Genomic DNA, 18,324 nt, shown 5'->3' with positions numbered 1-18,324 from the left:
GCCAGAGCTAGGCGGGGCCTTCGCTAAGCCGCCGTGGAGGTGGAGGCAAGAAGGTCCCGGACTGCAGCCGCGCCTGCGTCGGAGGAGAAGTCTGAGCTTAAGCCCACGACGCTGAGGCCGGCGGAGAGGTAGTCGCGGGCCGTAACGGCTTTCATCCCGCCGGTGCCTACAAACTGAACCTCCGGGAAGGGCCCTTTCATGGCCCTGATCCATTCAGGTCCGAGCAGGGAGGCGGGGAAGGCCTTGAGCCAGGTCAGTCCAAGGGCCTTGGCCCGGAGTATTTCGCTCGGGGTGGCCACGCCGGGGAGGTGCGGGAGACCACGCCGGATACTTTCCAGGATGACGGCTTCATCCAGGCCCGGGGACACTGTGAACGATGCGTTGGCCGCTGCTGCTGCGTCCAGTTGTTCGATGCGGAGGATGGTTCCGGCGCCGACGGCGACTCCCCTTTCGGCTGCTGCGCTGGCGACGGCGGCAAGGGTCGGCAAGGCTTCGGGCGTTTCGATGGTGACTTCGACGTGCTCGACGCCGGCGTCCCAGGCCCGTGTGGCGGACCTGACGGCTTCGGCGGGGGTCATTCCGCGGAGCACCGCGATGACCGGAACCCTGAAGAAGTCATCGGCGAACCAATTGTCGGGGTGAGTGTGCATCAAGGTGTTCTCTCTCGGAAGTTGTGCGGGCGGTTGCTCGTGACCCGGCGGGACGTTATGAAGTAGCTGCGTGAACCGCGTCAGGCGCGTACATGCGGGGTTTGGTTCCATGGCCGGCCCTGAAGTCCGCGCGGGTACCCAGGGTCCATGCGGCAAGGGAATGGCCGAGGGCGAGCCTGTCCACCGGCGCGTCGCCACGCAGCAGCCCTGCGAGGAAGCCGGCGGCGAACGCGTCACCGGCACCGACCGGTTCGACGACGTCGACCCGGTATGCGGGGACCCGGAAGACCTGTTCTTCCTGGCCTGCTTCGCGCATGAATTCCACGGCTTCCGTGGCCGAGTCCTTGATGACCAGGTGCCGCGGCCCGGGAAGGAGCGCCGAGACGTCGTCCGCGGTGCCGCAACCCCACAGGGTTTCGGCTTCGTCGAGACCGACGAACACGACGGCAGCCAGGGAGGCCAATTCCAGCAGTCGCGGACCTGCCACGTCAACGCTCCACAGCGCCGGCCGGTAGTTGACGTCAAAGGACACCTTGTAGCCCGTGGTGCCGGCCTCGGTGAGCAGCTGCTCGGTGAGTTCCGAGCAGCTGCGTGAGAGGGCGGCGTTGATTCCACTCGTGTGGATCCACCCCGTTTGTTCAAGGAACCATACGCGGGCATCCTCGGGAGACATCCTGGACGCGGCAGACCCTGCCCGGTAGTAGAGTACGCGTGCTCCGCGGCCCAGGTCCGGGTCCTTGAAATACACCCCCGTGGGGCACGTCTTGTCCCGGATCACCCTGCTGACATCCACTCCGCGGGCGGCCAGGCCCTCGGCGATGCGATCCCCGAACGGATCCCCTCCGAGGCGGCTGGCCCAGCCGGCGCGGTAGCCGAATTCAGCCAGGTGCGCGGCAACATTGGACTCCGCTCCCCCGAAGCCCAGCAGGCACTCTTGGGCTTCCCTGAGTGGTTCGGCCTTCGCCGGAGTGATGACAGCCATTGTCTCGCCCACACAGAGGACATCAAGTACCGTCATTTCACGGCTCCCGCGGTGAGGCCACTGACAAAGAACCTGCCCAGGACGAGGTAGAGCAGCACGGTGGGAGCGGCAACCAGCACGGCGCCAGCCATCAGTTCGGAATAGTTGACGGTTGTGGTGCCGATGAGGTTGTTCAGGGTCACGGTGGCGGGCCACGCAGCCGGTGAGGCCAGGATGAAGCCGAAGAGGAAGTCGTTCCAGATGTTGGTGCATTGGAAGATTCCTGCGACAACGAACCCCGGAACGGAGAGCGGGAGCATCACTCTGAAATAGGTTTTCCAGATCCCGGCACCGTCGATGGCTGCCGCCTCGATGATGGCACTGGGAATGCCTTCGTAGTAGTTCCGGAAGATCAGCGTGGTGATCGGGATGCCGTAGATGATGTGGACCACGATCAGGCCAAGGATGCTGCCTTGCAGGTGCAGCATGTTAAGGAATTGGAAAACCGGAATGATGACGGCCTGGAACGGGATGAACATGCCCACCAACAAGACCGTGAAGAGGGCGTTGGAGCCCTTGAACGGGAACTTGGAGAGGACGTATCCGTTGATTGAACCCAGCAGGCACGAAATCAGTGCCGCGGGGATGGTGATCTGGAGTGAATTGATCAGGGATCCGTGGAGCTTCGTCCAGGCCCCTTTGAAGGCGTCCAGGCTGGGGGCATCGGGGAAGGCGAGGAAGAAGTTGGGTGCCCCGCTGCTTCCTGACAATGCCGTGGAGATGATGACATACACGGGCATGAACATCGCCAGGGTGGCGATGACGCAGATCGCAAGGACGATCCAGCCGCCGGGGGTCTTGGGGATCTTCCAGGAGCGGGGTTTGCGGTCGCCCGCAGCCAGGCGCCGGCGAACGGAGTCGGTGGGACCGGGCGGGGTCGGTTGAAGGGTTTCGACGGCCATTTCTATGCCTTCCGCTCTTTCCGGTAGCCGCGGATGAGGTAGGGGACGATGACTACGAGCGTCAGCAGGAGCAGGATGATCGCCATCGCTGATGCTTTGTCGTAGCGGCTGGTGAGGTAGTTGTAGATGTAGATGCCGGGAACGTCGGTGACAAATCCCGGGCCGGAGCCTGACATTGCTATGACGAGGTCGAAGATCTTCAACGCCACGTGAAGCAGGAGCACGAAGCAGGTGATGGTGGAGGGCCACAGCTGGGGCAGGACGATGTGGCGCAGGCGCTGCCAGGTGTTGGCCCCGTCGACGCTCGCTGCCTCAAGGTGTTCCTCCGGGATAGAGGCAAGCCCGGCCAAGTACATGGCCATGGCGAAGCCGACGAGCTGCCAGGCGGCGGCGAAGATGATGGGCAGCAGGGCGACAGGGATGCCGAACTGGACCTTCATGAAATCGGTGCCCGTGGGGTTGTTCAGCGCGCCGAGGATGGTGGTGTCCGTCGTCCAGCCGGGGGGATTCTGGATTCCCATGTTCCGCAGGATTTCGTTGACCCCCGTGGAGGGCGAAAAGATCCAGCGCCAGGCAACACCGGTGACGATGAAGGACAGTGCGTAGGGCAGGAGGAAGACCGTCCGGAACAGGCCTTTGCCGACGGCGACGTGGTGGATGAACAGGGCTGCCACGAGTCCGCCGAGGATGGCCAGTACGAGGAAGACGATTGTGAAGATCACGACGTTGCGGATATCGGCCTGGAAACGCTGTTCCTGGACGATCTCGCCGTAGGTGCCTCCGAACGGCTGGCGGATGCTCAGATCCGGGCTCGTTCCGATCTTCCAATTCGAAAGCGAAATGTAAACGGTGATAGCGATGAAGACGTAGACGAACACGAAGCTGACCAGCAGGCTGGGCGCGAAGATCCACGCGGCCCGCCGGGACGTCTTGACGTTGTGGGGTACTTGTTTCCTGGACCGGAGCATGGTGCGTGCCGGCGCTGGAGGTGCTGTTGAGGTTCTCATGAGTGAACGATCCTGTCCGGGGGTGTGGCTGCGGGAGCGCAGCCACACCCGTTGCGACCTGGTTGGAGTGCCGGTTACTTCAGCTGGCTCTTCTGCGCCTGGGACATGCTGGCCGTGAAGGCGGCGACGTTGCCGCTGCCATTGAAGGTGGAGACGGCGTCGGCATAGGTCTGCGCGAATTCAGCCGAGGCTGCTTGCGCGTGCGCCAAGGAGGAGACCACTGCCGCGGACTTGAAGCTCTTGGCAGCGGACTGCTGGTAAGGCGACATGCCGGAGATGTCGGCGGTGCTCAGGGCCGGGATGGATCCCTTCTTCGCCGCAAACGCGGCCTGGGTCTTTGGATCCATCAACGTCTTCAGCCACGCCTTGGCCGCATCGGCGTGCGGGATGTTGCTGGCCGGAATGGAGAAGCCGTCACCGACGTAGTCAAAGATGTCTTCCTTGCCGGGGAAGGCAACCCAGGCGAAGTCCGTCCCCGGTTTCTTCCCGGCGTTGAGTAGTTCACCATAGGCCCAGTCCCCCATGAGGTTGACGGCGCATGCGCCGTTGGTCATGTTCTTTGCGGCCTCGTCCCAGGTGATGGCCGAGTGGTCCTTGTTGGCCAGGGAGAGGATCGTCTTGTAGTCCTCCAGCGCCTGCTTCACTTCGGGGGCGTCGAAGGAGTACTGGTTGGTGAAGAACTTCTTCCAGTTATCCGCGCCCGCCCTGGACATGATGAGCGACTCCAGGAGTTCGGCGGAGGCGAAAATGTCCTTGTCGCCCAGGCACACGGGAGTGACGCCCGCTGCTTGGACCTGCTTGAGGCTGCTGATCAGCCCATCGACGCCGGCGGCCGGATCAATCGCGACGTTGGCCTTGGCGAGCACCGAGGGGTTGGTCCACAGGACATTGCCGCGGTGGACGCCGATGGGGACCGTGTAGTACTTGCCGTTCACCTGCTGGGCTTCGGCAACGTCCTTGGGCATCTGGGCAGCCCAGTTCCCCTCGGTCCACAACGCTGTGAGATCGGCAGCCTGGCCGCCGTCGACATAGCTCTTCAGCTGCCCTGCAGGGTGCACCTGCCATGTGTCGGGCGGGCTGCCGGCCTGGAGTCGTGCAGCCAAGGCCTGCCTGGCATTGGATCCCCCGCCACCGGAAACCGCTGCGTTGTCGACCGAAAGGCCAGGCGAAGCCTTCTTCACCCCGTCGATCAGCACGTTGAGCGCATCCGCCTCCGAACCGGAGGTCCACCACGACGTGATTTCCAGCTTGTTGTTGCCGCCCCCGCCCGAGCTGCCGGCGGGAGCGTTGGCGGCACATCCGGTGACGGCGATGAGGCTTGCGGCCGCCGTTGCGGCCAGTGAGACCTTGAGTTTGTTGGAAGAACGCATGACTACTCTCCTTTGGGTTGTCAGACGCCGGACAAGGCCGGCTTCAGCCTGCGTTGTGGTCCAGATTACATACTTCAGTAGATCGATGCAACAGTTAGTCGTGGAATACCCGGGATCTCGAAGCGGTAGCCTCGGCGATCGCGAACAGGCTCGTAAAAGTCGCCACTTCTAGGCGCAAATTCGGCAGTAAGTTTCTATTAGATCGGTCTACCAAAGTGGGAATAAACGTGATAGAAATGTTAGACAGCGCACGAAAGGAGGTGGAAGAGCAGATGAAAAAGGTCACACTTGCCGACGTCAGTAAGGTCGCAGGAGTATCTCGATCTACTGCGTCCTTGGTGCTGCGGGGAAGCGACCGGATACCGGAGGCGACCTCGGACAGGGTTCGGCTTGCCATGGCCGAGCTCGGGTACGTCTATAACCGGCATGCCGCCAACATGCGCCGCAGCGAATCGATGACCCTCGGTTTGATCGTGACGGACATCCGTAACCCGTATTTCGCGGGGTTGACGATGACCATCGAGGAGGCCGCCCGCGAAGCCGGTTACACGCTCCTCGTCGGCTACAGCCGCGACGATGTGGAGCGGCAATATCGTCAGCTTGAAACCATGGTCCAACAACAGGTGGACGGCATCTTCCTCTTGCCGGCCATTGGCTCGGAATTGGGCCCGATGTGTGGAATCATCGACCGTTCTTCCGTCCCTGTCCTGCAGCTTGCCCGGTATTTCTCTGAAGAGCTTGACTATGTCGGCCCGGACAACATCGCAGCCGGACAGCAACTGGCCCGGCACTTATCGTCGCTGGGAGTGTCCTCGGCCTTGCTGATTGGCGGCCCGGAGCAATCCTCGGCCCGGACCGAGAGGGTCAAGGGCCTGGAAACAGGATTCGCCGGAGGCGGAGTTGCATTCGATCCCTCCTTGTCCGCAGCAACCACGAACATTGCCATGGGCGGGGCGGAAGGTGTTGCATCGGTGCTGGACCGGGGAAGCTGGCCCGACTGCATCATCGCTTACAGCGACGCCGTGGCCCTTGGAATTTATGCCGAACTGCGGCGCCGGAACCTTGAACCCGGACGGGACGTCAGCGTGGCGAGCTTCGACGACATCGCGATGGCCGAGCTGTTGCTGCCACCGCTGACCTCCGTATCCACGCACCCGGAGCTCATCGCCCGCAAAGCAGCGCAGATGCTGCTCAACCGCATACGCGACTGCTCGCTGGAACCCCAGCGATCCCTCATCGAACCGGCGCTGAAGATCCGCGCTTCCACCGCCCAGTGGCGACCTCGAACCTAGGAGAACCAATGCCAGCACTGAAATGGGGCCTTATCGGCGCCAGCGACATCGCCGCGACGCGCGTGATCGGGGCCATCCGCGTGAGCGGAGGCGACGCCGTCGGCGTTTACAGCGGATCAGCGGACCGGGCGCGGGACTTCGCGGCCAGCCACGGGCTGCCCAACTTCACCACTGATCTGGACGAGCTTCTCGGCTGGGACATTGACGCGGTCTACGTTTCCTCCGCCAACGACAAACATTTCGATCAGGCCAGCAAGGCCCTTCAGGCCGGCAAGCACGTCCTGTGCGAAAAGCCGCTGGCCATGACGGTCGAAGAAGCAACGGCCATGGTGGACCTTGCAGAGCAGCGGGGCCTGGTCCTGGCGGCCAACCACCACCTTCCGGGCAGCCCGCTGCACGCGAAAGTCCGCGAACTCGTGCTGGCCGGAACCATCGGCACGGTCCTCTCCGCCAAGGTGGCCCACGCGGTCCTCCTGCCGGAACGGCTGCGCGGCTGGCGGCTCGGGAAGACCACTCCCGGAAGCGGGGTGATCCTGGACATCACCTGCCACGACGCCTCGGTCCTCAACCCGCTGCTCGGCACACCGGTGGCAGTCACCGCCGTCGCCGTCCAGCAAGCCGCCTGGAACAGCGGGGGCCAGGCAGACGCCGCCATGACCGTCATCCGCTACGAGCGGGACGGTGCACCCGCAGTCCTGGCACAGACCCACGATTCATTCACGGTCGGATATGCCGGGACCTCCCTCGAAGTCCACGGCACTGAGGGCACCCTGCTTGTCATTGACGCGATGACGCAGGACACCAAAGGACAGGTAGAACTCACCAACGCGGCCGGTGTCCAAAGGGTCGACGTCGACTGCTCCGAGGATCTTTATGTCATCGGCCTGCGCGCCTTCACCGCAGCCGTCGAGGGAACCGGCACCCCGGCCGCGACCGGCCGGGACGGGCTGCTGGCCCTCAAAGTCGCCCTCGCAGCCCAGGAATCCGCACACTCCGGGCACACAGTCCGCATCAACTAGCACCCAGAAAGAACACCATGCAGAAGGTACAGATCCTCACCGCGCGCGAAGCTGCGGAGCTCATCAACGACGACGACGTCATCACCGTCAGTTCCTCAAGCGCCCTCGGATGCCCGGACAGCGTCCTGGCCGGGATCGGTCAACGGTTCGAGGAAACGTCCCACCCGGTCAACCTGACGTCCGTGCACCCCATCGCTGCGGGCGACATGTACGGCGTCAAAGGCATCGACCACATCGCCCGCCCCGGCCTGCTGCGCAAGGTCATTGCCGGGTCCTACCCCTCGGGCCCCTCCAGCGCGGAGCCACCCCTGATCTGGCAGATGATCGAGCGCGAGGAAGTGGAGGCCTACAACTTCCCCTCTGGCGTCATCTACCAGATGCACCGCACCGCGGCAGCGAAGCAACCGGGCGTCTTCACCCAGGTCGGGCTGGACACCTTCATCGACCCGCGCCTCCAGGGTGGCCGCATGAACAACACCACCCCGGCCGCGCACGTCGAAACCGCCACACTGACCGGTCAGGAATGGCTGTTCTTCCCCTCCGTCATCCCCAACGTCGCCATCATCCGCGCCACCACCGCCGATGAATACGGCAACCTGACCTTCGAGGACGAAGGATCCCCGCTCGGCGCCCTCGACCTCGCCTACGCCGCACACAACAACGGAGGCGTCGTCATCGCCCAGGTCAAGCGCCTTGCGGAGGCCGGGAGCCTGCACCCGCAGCATGTTAAAGTTCCAGGCATCCTCGTTGACGCGATCGTGATCGCCGAAGACCAGCTCCAGACCACCCTGACCGCGAACGACCCCGCGATCTCCGGCCAACTGCGCAGGCCCCTGGGCTCGCTCCCCCACGTCGCCTTCTCCATCGAGAAGATCACCGCGCGCCGCGCCGCCCAGGAACTCAAGGCCGGCGAGATCGTCAACCTCGGATTCGGCGTCTCGGCACTGGTTCCCCACGTCCTCGTCGAAGAAGAACAAGGACGGGAAGTCAGCTGGGTCATCGAACAAGGCGCCGTGGGCGGCATCCCCCTGCTCGACTTCGCGTTCGGATGCGCCCAGAACCCGGACGCGATCATGCCCAGCATCGACCAGTTCACCCTCCTCCAGGGCGGCGGCTTCCACCGTTCCCTGCTCTCCTTCCTGGAGATCGACCGGCACGGCAATGTCAACGTCCACCACCTGCCCACAAAACGCCACGTCACCGCGGGCGTGGGCGGCTTCGCCGACATCACCTCCTCAGCTCCGGAGATCATCTTCATGGGCGCCTTCACCGCCGGACGCCGCGACATAGTGGCCGGCGGGAACGGCTTGGACATCCGCGCAGACGGCCCGTTCACCAAGCTGGTCAACGACGTTTCGGCAGTCACGTTCTCGGGACCCCGGGCCCTGGCCCGCGGCCGGAAGGTCAAATACATCACCGAACGCGCGGTCCTGGAACTGACCACTGAGGGACTCGTCGTCACGGAAATCGCCCCCGGCGTCGACCTCCAAAAGGACGTCCTGGACCGCAGCGAGTTCCCGCTGATCGTCTCGGACGAACTGCGGACCATGGACCTCGCCCTCTTCGCCGACGCCCCGGTAGGCCTCCGCCTCCCCCCGCTGCCGCTGCACGAGCGGATCGAACAGCGTACCCCTTCACTGGCCGCGCACTGACGCACGGCCGGTACGCCCGAAAGGACCTTGACATGAGAAGCCACCGAATCCTGACGCCCTACGAAGCCGAACTCGCCGACGCATTGTTCGAGACGATGTTCCCCTCCGACGGCGACAGCCCCGACGTCCGCGAAGCAGGTGTCACCGACTACCTCGACCTGACCCTTGAAGGCTACGGACGGAAGGATTTGCCCCGGTACCAATGGCTCTTCGGTGCCTTGGACCGCTACGCGGAGGACAAGCACGGCCGGAACTTCGCGGCGCTCACCCTGGACGAACGCACCGACGTACTGGTCTTGCTCGAACAGGGCGAATTGAGTGACCAGCTTCCTGCGAAGGAACAGCAGGATCTCTTCGGCCTGGCCGTCGCACACCTGCAGGAGGGCCTTTTCGCCGATCCTGCCCACGGCGGGAACAAGGACGGCGTCGGCTGGAAATTCCTGAAGCATCCCGGCGTCTGGCTGGAAAACTCCGCCGAGGAAAACCTCAGCACGGAGCACGTCACCAAGGGCGGCGTCATCAAAACCCTCGCGGACGCGATGCAGGAAATCCCCCGCGACACTGAAGGACACCGGCTCAAGCAGCTTGGCTACGAGAATACCGTCAATCCGCAGATGACCGGGGAAGTGGACGTCCTCCTCATCGGCGTCGGCGCCATGGGCGGCCTCAGCGCCCAGGTCTTCGCGGAGTCCGGCCTGAGCGTTGTGGGCCTCGAGGCCGGCCCGTTCCGTCCCCTCGACGAGTTCCTCCCCGACGAGCTGGAGCACGCTTACTACACACGCGGCGGCCTGGGCCCCAAGTTCCAGCAGGAAACGCCCCGCTGGCGGGAAACCACGGATGAAGAGGACAGCCGCGAGGCCACCTTCTCCCTGGGCCGGATGGTCAACGGCGTCGGCGGATCTGCAGGACATTATGGTTCCTGGCTGCGCCGCTTCCACCCCTGGCAATTCGCCCCCAAGAGTCACTACGACGGCCTCTACGGACCGGACGCGCTGCCCGAGGACTGCACCCTGGCCGACTGGCCCGTCAGCTACGAAGACCTGGAGCCCTTCTACACGAAGCTCGAACACCTGATCGGCATCGCCGGCGACGAATCCAACCCGTTCGTCAAGCGCAGCAAGCCCCTCCCGCTGCCGCCGACCCGCCCCTTTATCCTGGGCAACAAGTTCAGCGAAACCACCAAGGCTGCCGGTCTGCACCCGCACCCTGTCCCCGTCGGGTTCACCACAGAGGCTTACGGCGGCCGGGCTGCCACCGGCTACAGCGCCTGGAACAACGGCCTCGGCTCCTTCCGCGGCGACCGTTGGCACCCGGGGCTGGGTCCCGTGCCTGCCGCCATCGCCACGGGCAACTTCGAACTGCGCACCCACGCCCGGGTCACCCGCATCATCATGGACGAGTCCGGGGCTGCCCGCGGCGTCGAGTGGGTTGATCCGCTCGGCCGGGTCCGCCGCCAGCACGCCCGGGCCGTCATCCTCTCTGCCTACACCTACGAGAACCTGCGCCTGATGTACCTCTCGGCAGACTCCCGGCACGAAAACGGCCTGGGCAACAACACCGGCCAACTGGGATTGCACTACATGACCAAGATGTTCGGCCACGTGGACGCGCTCTTCCCCGGGACCGAATTCAACCGGCACACCGGCCCCGCCGCGCAGGGTGTCGTCCTGGACGACTACCTTTCCCCGGAATTCAGGTCCCTGGACCACGGCTTCATCGGGGGTGCCACACTCGGCGCCGAACAGCAGGCCCTGCCCCTGCAGATCGCCCGCGAGACCCTTCCCGAGGACGTCCGCCGCTGGGGTGCCTCCTACCGTGACCATTTGAAACTGTGGTCCCAGCAGGGGGTCATCCGCATCCAACCCGATGCGCTGCCCTATGCGTCCCACAAACTGGAAATCGACCCGCGGCACCGGGACTCCTCCGGACTGGGCATGCCGCTGGTCCGTGTGACCTATAGGCTGCGCGAAAACGAACGCCGGCTGGCCTCCTGGATGGCAGACCGTGCCACCGGGCTGTTGAAAGACATGGGTGCCACCAAGACGTGGCAGGGCCCATACTTCACCGGGGTCGGATCCAGCCACGACCTCGGCGGTGCCCGCTTCGGCCACGACCCCAAGGCAACCGTCCTCGACCAGCACCTTGCGGTCCATGACACCCCCAACCTTTACATGTACTCCGGTGCGGCGTTCCCCAGCTGCCCGGGCATCAACCCCACCCTGACCATCTGGGCCATCGTCATGCGTGCAGCAGAACACCTGGCCGGCGAGCTCGGCGGCCAGCGAAAGGAAAAGCCATGAGCACGGAAACGGCGCCCGTCACCAAGGAAGCGACCGAACAGGTCACCGTGGAGTACTCCGCCGACGGGCACACCGCCACGATCCTGATCGACCGTACGGCGAAACTCAACGCCCTCACCTTGGGGCTGCTGGAAGATCTGGCCGCGGCAACCCGGGAAGTCGCCGCCTCCGCAGCCCGGCTCGTCGTCGTGCGCACCGGCGGGGCGAAGGTCTTCTGCGTCGGTGCGGACATCAACCACTTCGCCGATCTCTCCGCCGCCGGCATGTGGCGGGACTGGATCGCTACCGGCCACCGCGCCTTCGATGCCCTCGCCGGACTCCGGCAGCCCAGCATCGCAGTCGTCGACGGCCTCGCCTTCGGCGGTGGGCTGGAGCTAGCCCTGGCCTGCGACTTCCGCGTCATCGCCGCCGAGGCACGTATCGCCCTGCCAGAGACCGGCCTCGGCACCGTCCCCGGTTGGGGCGGCACTGAACGCGCCACGGAACTCGTGGGCCGGGCACGGGCCAAGGAACTCGTCCTCAGCCGCAGGCAACTCTCGGGCGAGGAAGCTGTAGTCTGGGGCCTGGCCACCGCCGTCGCGCCCCAATCGGAGCTTGAAGAGGCCGTCTCGAAGCTCAGCGATGACCTGCTGGCCGGTGCCCCTCTGGCCGTGCAGCTGGGCAAGCAACTCATCGACGCCGCCGCCGACGGTGCTCCGTCCCGCGTACTCGAAGCCCTGGCCGGCGGCCTCGCCGCCGCTACCGACGACCTGGCCGAGGGCGTTGCAGCCTTCCGGGAAAAGCGCGCCGCGCACTTCACCGACAACTGACACGCCATCAGCCGGACCCACACAACATTTTCTAAGGACACCCGACATGGAAACCAGGAACTACACGCTCGACGACGTCGAGCCCACCTACCGGCCGATGATCATCGACGGCGAAGACGTCCAAGCCCGCAGCGGCGAGACCTTCACCCGGCTAAGCCCGGCACACGAGATCGAGGTGACATCCTTCCCCCAAGGCGGGAAGGACGACGTCGACCGTGCCGTTGCCGCTGCACGCAGGGCCCTGGAGGGCGGCTGGCGGAAGTCCAGCGGATCCGAGCGCTCCAAACTGCTGCTGAAAGTCGCCGAACTTGTCCGCCGGGATGACGAAGAGCTGGCCTTGGCCGAAACCCTCGAAACCGGCAAGCCGATCACCCAGTCCCGCAACGAAGTCGCCGGCACCGCAGAGTTGTGGGAATACGCCGCCAGCCTGGCCCGCAATACCCAGGGCGACGCCCACAACGCCCTCGGGCCCGACACCCTGGCGCTCGTGGTCCACGAACCGATCGGCGTCGTTGGCATGATCACGCCGTGGAACTTCCCGCTGTTGATCATCAGCCAGAAGCTCCCGTTCGCCCTCGCCGCCGGAAACACCGCCGTCATCAAGCCGAGCGAAAGCACCTCCGCCACCACCGTCCTGCTGGGCCGCCTCATCCGCGAAGCCGGCTTCCCCGCAGGCGTCGTGAACATCGTCACCGGCGACCGTGTAGTGGGTTCTGCGATTGCCGAGCACCCCGGCATCGACATGGTCAGCTTCACTGGCTCAACGGGTGTCGGGAAGAGCATCGCCGCCACGGCCGGCCGGGACCTGAAGAAGGTCGAACTCGAGCTCGGCGGCAAGAACCCGCAGATCATCACGCCCAACGCCGACTTCACCGCCGCGGTGGACGCTGGCGTGTTCGGCGGCTACTTCAACGTGGGACAGTGCTGCAACTCCGGCAGCCGCCTGATCGTGCACCGTTCCCTCGCCGACGAGTTCGCCGCCGCCGTCGTCGAACGCGCACAACACATGCGGGTCGGCGATCCGCTCAAGTCCGACACCCTGGTGGGTTCCCTCGTCAACGACGCGCAGCTCGCCGTCGTCGAACGCTACGTGGCCGAAGGCCGCGAAGCCGGCGCCCACCTGCTTACCGGCGGCGGCCGGCTCGACACCGGCCTGGACGGCCGCTTCTACCAGCCCACCGTCTTCACGGACGTCACGGCGCAAATGTCCATTGCCACCGATGAGATCTTCGGGCCCGTCCTCTCCGTGCTGCCGTACGACACTCTCGAGGAGGCGATCAGCATCGCGAACTCCACCTCGTTCGGGCTGTCCGCCGGGATCTGGAGCAACGACATCAACGAGGCCCTCACGGCCGCCCGCGACTTGCGGGCCGGCACCGTCTGGGTCAACCGCTGGATGGACGGCTACCCCGAAGTACCGTTCGGCGGCTACGGCCAGAGCGGGATCGGGCGCGAACTCGGCCGCCAGGCGCTGGCCGAATTCAGCGAACTCAAGACCATCCAGCTGCAGGTCGGCACCCGCGAAACCCGCTGGGTCGACGCACCCGACGCCCCCCGCCCCTGAACCGCCCACCCGAAGGAAACCACCATGACTGCCACTGCCATTTCCGCCCCCGCCGCGGCCGCCACAGTGCTGCCCGCGATGCTGCCGCTCATGCTCCCCGTCGATTACAACGTTCCCGACGCGTTCGGGACAGCCGCGTCCAAAGCCTGGAAAACCGCTTCAGCAAAACTGGCCGGACTCATCACCGCTCACCCGGACCGTTTCCCCCTCTACACCGAAGAAGGCAGATGGGTCGTGGATGGTGAAGCCTGGACCAACTGGTGCGAAGGCTTCCTTGGCGGCCAGCTCTGGATGCTCTCCCGCCGCGCCGACGAAGCAGACCAGCTACGCTTCCGCGCCGCCGCCGAGCACTACTCGGAACTCATCGAGCACCGGAAGAGCGACGACACGGTCCACGACCTGGGCTTCCTCTTCTGGTCCACCTACCGTCGCTGGTTCGAAGCCACAGGAGACACCGCCAAGCGCGACGTCGTGGTCGAGGCGGGCCGCACCACCGCGAGCCGCTACCGGGAAGCCGGAAAGTACATGCCCAGCTTCCGGCAGCCGGACAGCCTGTTCATCGACATCATGATGAACATCCACATGGCCCTCTACGCGGCGCAGCAGACCGGCGACCAGGACATGGCCCGCAAAGCAATTGACCACTGCCTCACCACCCGCCGCTTCCTCATGCGCGGCGACGGTTCCGCTTCCCACGAAGGAATGTTCGACCTCGAGACCGGCGCCTTCCTGAAGCAGACCACCCAGCAGGGCTATTCCGACGACGGCTCCTGGGCACGCGGTCAGGCGTGGGCCCTCTACGGCTTCGGCACCGTCTACCGCTTCACCGGAGACCGCCGCTTCCTGGAAACCGCCATCGCCGCCGCCGACTTCTACATCGAAAAGACCGGCGACCGACTCGTCCCGCCCAACGATTGGGAAGAACCCCACCCCGTCCGCCCCTACGAAACCTCCGCCGCCGCCGCGGCGGCAGGCGGTTTCTGGCAGCTCGCCGGCCTGGTGCAGGACCGCACCAAGGCCCGGATCTACGCAGACTACGCGGTGAACATCCTCACCCGGTTGACCGAGGATGACTTCATGGCCACCCCGGAGGAGGACTGGGAAGGCGTGCTCAAGCACGGCAGCTACCACGAGGGCAAGGACCTGGGCGTCGACGAATCCGTCATGTGGGGCGACTACTGGTTCCTGGACACCGTCGACCAGATCCAGCAGTTCCACGAGGCACAAGGGAACCGGTGACCACGATGTCCTGGGAAACCATCGACGAGGCACCTCGTCCAGGGACGCCGTTGGAACCGGCGTCCCCGGACGAGGTGGTCCGTACCGACATCGCCATCATCGGATCCGGCATGGGCGGCGGCACCATGGCCTACGCCCTGAAGGACTCCGGTGCCAAGGTCCTGCTGATCGAACGCGGCCACCGCCTGCCGGCCGAACCGGAAAACTCCGACCTGGACGAGGTCTATCTCAAGGGCCGCTACAAGAACGCCGACACCTGGTTCAACGGCCGCACCGGCGAATCCTTCAAACCCGGCGTCTACTACTGGGTAGGAGGCAACACGAAGGTCTACGGCGCCTGCCTGCCCAGGTTCCGGGCCAGCGACTTCGAAGAAACCCAGCATGCAGAGGGGGTGTCCCCGGCCTGGCCTTTCAGCTACGCGGACCTCGAACCGTATTACACCCAGGCCGAAAAGCTTTTCCAGGTCCGGGGCCAGATCGGCGAGGACCCCACTGAGCCCCCGCACTCCGAGGCCTACCCATATCCCGCGCTGGACCACGAACCCGCGATCCAGGACCTGGCGGAATCGTTGCGGAGCCAGGGGCTCCACCCCTTCAGGATGGCCAACGGGCTCGACGCCGACACCCCGGAGAAGCGGGCTTTGTGCGCCACGAGCGACGGTGCGCCCAATGAAGCGGGACTGAAGTCCGACGCCGAGAAGATCGCCATCAACCCCGCACTCGAGGCCGGCAACACCACGCTGATGACCGACACCGAAGTCATCCGCCTCATCCCGGGACCGGACGGCCGGACCATCGTCGCCGCTTTGGCGAGGTGCGATGACCGGATCATCCGTATCGAAGCCGATAAGTTCATCCTCGCCGCCGGTGCAGTGAACTCCGCTGCCCTGCTGCTGCGCTCAGCCACCAAGGAACACCCCCACGGCCTGGCCAACTCCTCAGGGCTGGTCGGACGGAACTACATGGTGCACAACAGCACGTTCTTCATCGGCATCAACCCGTTCAAAATCAATCGGACCCGCTGGCAGAAAACCCTCGGGCTCAACGACTGGTACGAAGCCGGCCCCACCAACCCGTACCCACTGGGAAACCTGCAGATGCTCGGGAAACTGCGGGCAAGCATGCTCAAGATGGCCCGGGCGTGGGCGCCCACCCCGATCTTGAAGGCGATCTCGGACCGCAGCATCGACATCTACCTCACCACCGAAGACCTGCCCCGTCGAAGCAACGGCGTCAGCATCGTCAACGGCAAAATCCACATCTGGTGGGTACCAAACAACCTCGAGCCGCATGCAGAATTGGTGCGGCGTGTCAGGAGGGCCGTCCGCAAAGCCGGCTACCCGGTGATCTTCACCCAACGCATGGGCATCGAGACCAACTCCCACCAATGCGGCACAGCCGTCGCCGGCCATGACCCGGACAGCAGCGTCCTCAACCCGGGCTGCCGGACCCACGACCTGGACAACCTCTGGATCGTCGACAGCTCCTTCTTCCCGTCCTCGGCTGCGTTGAACCCGGCCCTGACCATCGCCGCCAACGCCCTCCGTGTCGCGGCCGGCATCTTAGGCGAGAACACACAGCGAACCGTGCACGTTCGGCAGCAAAGAAAAAGCTCGACTCGTCGCTGAGCTGTTCCGAGGTCGCGGGTTGGTACAGTCGATAGGCGGGCAGCACCGCTCCCGCCTATCGACCCACCGGCAGGAATACGGCATGGCCCCGCGCATCACCCTCGAAGAAGTCAGCAAAGCCGCCGGCGTCTCGAAATCAACCGCGTCCCTGGTTGTCCGGGGCAGCTCCCGTATTCCTGAAAGCACGGCGGTCAAAGTACGCGATGCCATGGCCCAACTCGGATACGTCTACAACCGACAAGCGGCCAACCTCCGGGAAAGCCGTTCCATGACGATCGGCCTCGTGGTCACCGAGATCGTCAACCCCTACTTCGCCGAAGTAGCGATGGCGGTCGACGAGATCACGCACGAAGCCGGCTACACCATCTTCATTGGGTACAGCCGCGACCTAGCCGAACGCCAGCACGAAATCATCGCATCCATGATCGAGCGCCAGGTCGACGGACTGCTCCTGCTCCCGGCCCCCGACACCGACCCCGAAAAACTCGCGAAGCAAGTCAACGCGGCCAACGTGCCGGTGGTGCTGCTCGCGCGCCGCTTCCCAGGTTTCGACTACGTAGGCAGCGAGAACGTCAAGGGAGCCGGAATGCTGGCAGACCACCTCACCGCCTTGGGCTGCAAAACCGTCGCGTTGCTCGGCGGCCGTCCGGCACCATCGCTTCTCGAAAGGGAGGAAGGCCTCCGGGTTTCCCTAGAAAAGGCCGGGCGCGAACTATGGAGTGTCGACGAGTTCCGAAGCGCCATCACCCCCGAAGGCGGCGCATCCGCCGTCGGGCATCTTTTTGACCTGGGCAGGCTTCCCGATGCGGTGGTGGCGTACAACGACATCGTCGCCCAAGGCGTGTACGACGAAATGCGCCGCCGCGGCCTCGAACCCGGCCGCGACATCGCCGTGGCATCGTTTGACGATACACGCATCGCCGCCAGCCAGGTCCCGCCCATGACGTCAGTGGCAGGATTCCCGCAAGAGATCGGCACCAAAGGCACCGAAATGCTGATGAATCGACTCGCCGACGGCAACGATGACATCCCGACCCAATTGAGCCTCATCCAGCCGCAACTCAGGATCCGGTCATCCACTGCGACCTGGCGCCCCCGTACCTAGGCACACCGGACCCGCGTCGCTGCGAGGACGCAAGCCACTCCAATAGAGAGGAAACACGCAATCATGATCCACGACGCGACCCTTACATCCGAGCCGGAATTCGACCCGGATTCCCGTGACGAACAGCCCGAAGCGGCGCTTCGGGCCATGATCGAACGGCTCGAAAACGAAATCAGCGCCCTACACCTGAAGAGCTTCAACCAGGCCGACGCCCTGGCCCTGGGTCTATTGCTGGTGGACCTCGCTACACGGCGGAACCTCCCCGTTGCCATCGACATCCGTCGAAACGAGCACGTACTCTTCCACGCGTCCCTCCCCGGAGCGACGCCGGACAACGAGATTTGGGTCCAGAGAAAGAGCAGAACTACCGAGCGGTACGCCGAACCATCACTCCTGGTTGCACTCAAGGGCAGGCTCGGCGGAGGAACCTTGGAAGACAAGGGATGGTTCGATCAGGAACGATATGCCTCCGCCGGCGGATCCGTCCCGATATTCGTCGAAGGCACCGGCCACGTAGCCACCGCCACAGTCTCCGGGCTCCCACAAAAAGCCGACCACGACCTTGTCGTCGAGGCACTGACCACATTCCGCAACCGCAGCACAGACTGAGAGGGCACCATCGGATTCGCAAGCCTCTGGCGTTTCCCATGCTGAGCTGCGGGCTGAACTCCTAGTCCTGGTTGAAGGCGGCGTCGAAGCTGGTTTGCGACGGCGGGAAGTCGAACTTTTTGAGGTTGGCGAGGGCTTCGGGGGCGCCGTGGAGGCG

At 64.8% G+C, this 18,324-nt stretch carries 15 protein-coding genes; 10 read left to right on the top strand and 5 right to left on the bottom strand.

All coding sequences use genetic code 11. The annotated features are described in order from the left end of the window. Positions 1 to 23: 23 nt before the first annotated feature. The 5 genes from AB0323_RS17505 to AB0323_RS17485 form a co-directional block, all read right to left on the bottom strand. The gene (locus tag AB0323_RS17505) at positions 24 to 650 is read right to left on the bottom strand and encodes a bifunctional 4-hydroxy-2-oxoglutarate aldolase/2-dehydro-3-deoxy-phosphogluconate aldolase (RefSeq protein WP_366178452.1); all 627 of its coding nucleotides are present in this window, start codon (positions 648 to 650) and stop codon (positions 24 to 26) included. Between the two features lie 55 nt (positions 651 to 705). Further along, positions 706 to 1,668: a sugar kinase gene (locus AB0323_RS17500; protein ID WP_366178451.1), complete on the bottom strand. Its 963-nt coding sequence runs from the start codon at positions 1,666 to 1,668 to the stop codon at positions 706 to 708. Continuing rightward, the gene (locus tag AB0323_RS17495; protein WP_366178450.1) at positions 1,665 to 2,573 is read right to left on the bottom strand and encodes a carbohydrate ABC transporter permease; all 909 of its coding nucleotides are present in this window, start codon (positions 2,571 to 2,573) and stop codon (positions 1,665 to 1,667) included. The genes AB0323_RS17500 and AB0323_RS17495 overlap by 4 nt, the downstream gene beginning before the upstream one ends. Positions 2,574 to 2,575: 2 nt before the next feature. After that, entirely contained in the window at positions 2,576 to 3,580 is a 1,005-nt protein-coding gene (locus AB0323_RS17490) for a sugar ABC transporter permease (protein WP_366178449.1), read from the bottom strand. 74 nt (positions 3,581 to 3,654) lie between these two features. Further along, on the bottom strand, positions 3,655 to 4,950 hold the full coding sequence (locus AB0323_RS17485; RefSeq protein WP_366178448.1) for an ABC transporter substrate-binding protein: 1,296 nt from the start codon (positions 4,948 to 4,950) through the stop codon (positions 3,655 to 3,657). Positions 4,951 to 5,222: 272 nt separating this feature from the next. On the opposite strand from AB0323_RS17485, the gene AB0323_RS17480 reads away from it, so the two are divergent. The 10 genes from AB0323_RS17480 to AB0323_RS17435 all read left to right on the top strand — a co-directional run bounded on the left by AB0323_RS17480 (position 5,223) and on the right by AB0323_RS17435 (position 18,167). Next, the gene (locus tag AB0323_RS17480; protein ID WP_366178447.1) at positions 5,223 to 6,242 is read left to right on the top strand and encodes a LacI family DNA-binding transcriptional regulator; all 1,020 of its coding nucleotides are present in this window, start codon (positions 5,223 to 5,225) and stop codon (positions 6,240 to 6,242) included. Between the two features lie 8 nt (positions 6,243 to 6,250). Next, positions 6,251 to 7,261: a Gfo/Idh/MocA family oxidoreductase gene (locus AB0323_RS17475; RefSeq protein WP_366178446.1), complete on the top strand. Its 1,011-nt coding sequence runs from the start codon at positions 6,251 to 6,253 to the stop codon at positions 7,259 to 7,261. 17 nt (positions 7,262 to 7,278) lie between these two features. Continuing rightward, positions 7,279 to 8,913: a CoA-transferase gene (locus tag AB0323_RS17470; RefSeq protein WP_366178445.1), complete on the top strand. Its 1,635-nt coding sequence runs from the start codon at positions 7,279 to 7,281 to the stop codon at positions 8,911 to 8,913. A gap of 32 nt (positions 8,914 to 8,945) precedes the next feature. Continuing rightward, on the top strand, positions 8,946 to 11,213 hold the full coding sequence (locus tag AB0323_RS17465; protein ID WP_366178444.1) for a GMC family oxidoreductase: 2,268 nt from the start codon (positions 8,946 to 8,948) through the stop codon (positions 11,211 to 11,213). After that, on the top strand, positions 11,210 to 12,022 hold the full coding sequence (locus tag AB0323_RS17460) for an enoyl-CoA hydratase/isomerase family protein (RefSeq protein ID WP_366178443.1): 813 nt from the start codon (positions 11,210 to 11,212) through the stop codon (positions 12,020 to 12,022). Before AB0323_RS17465 ends, AB0323_RS17460 begins: the two co-directional genes overlap by 4 nt. Before the next feature lie 46 nt (positions 12,023 to 12,068). Continuing rightward, entirely contained in the window at positions 12,069 to 13,586 is a 1,518-nt protein-coding gene (locus tag AB0323_RS17455) for an aldehyde dehydrogenase family protein (protein ID WP_366178442.1), read from the top strand. Positions 13,587 to 13,610: 24 nt separating this feature from the next. Next, positions 13,611 to 14,825: a glycoside hydrolase family 88 protein gene (locus AB0323_RS17450; RefSeq protein WP_366178441.1), complete on the top strand. Its 1,215-nt coding sequence runs from the start codon at positions 13,611 to 13,613 to the stop codon at positions 14,823 to 14,825. A 5-nt stretch (positions 14,826 to 14,830) separates the two neighbouring features. Next, the gene (locus AB0323_RS17445) at positions 14,831 to 16,453 is read left to right on the top strand and encodes a GMC family oxidoreductase (RefSeq protein WP_366178522.1); all 1,623 of its coding nucleotides are present in this window, start codon (positions 14,831 to 14,833) and stop codon (positions 16,451 to 16,453) included. A gap of 82 nt (positions 16,454 to 16,535) precedes the next feature. Further along, positions 16,536 to 17,558 (top strand): LacI family DNA-binding transcriptional regulator, encoded by a 1,023-nt coding sequence (locus tag AB0323_RS17440; protein WP_366178440.1) that lies wholly within the window; start codon positions 16,536 to 16,538, stop codon positions 17,556 to 17,558. A 63-nt stretch (positions 17,559 to 17,621) separates the two neighbouring features. After that, positions 17,622 to 18,167: a heme-degrading domain-containing protein gene (locus AB0323_RS17435; RefSeq protein ID WP_366178439.1), complete on the top strand. Its 546-nt coding sequence runs from the start codon at positions 17,622 to 17,624 to the stop codon at positions 18,165 to 18,167. Positions 18,168 to 18,324: the final 157 nt, after the last annotated feature.

The organism is Arthrobacter sp. NPDC080031 (genome assembly GCF_040702485.1).
In the GTDB taxonomy this organism is placed as follows: domain Bacteria; phylum Actinomycetota; class Actinomycetes; order Actinomycetales; family Micrococcaceae; genus Arthrobacter.
Note: the sequence above shows the minus strand (reverse complement) of the source record. Positions and strands in the feature narration are given on the sequence as shown.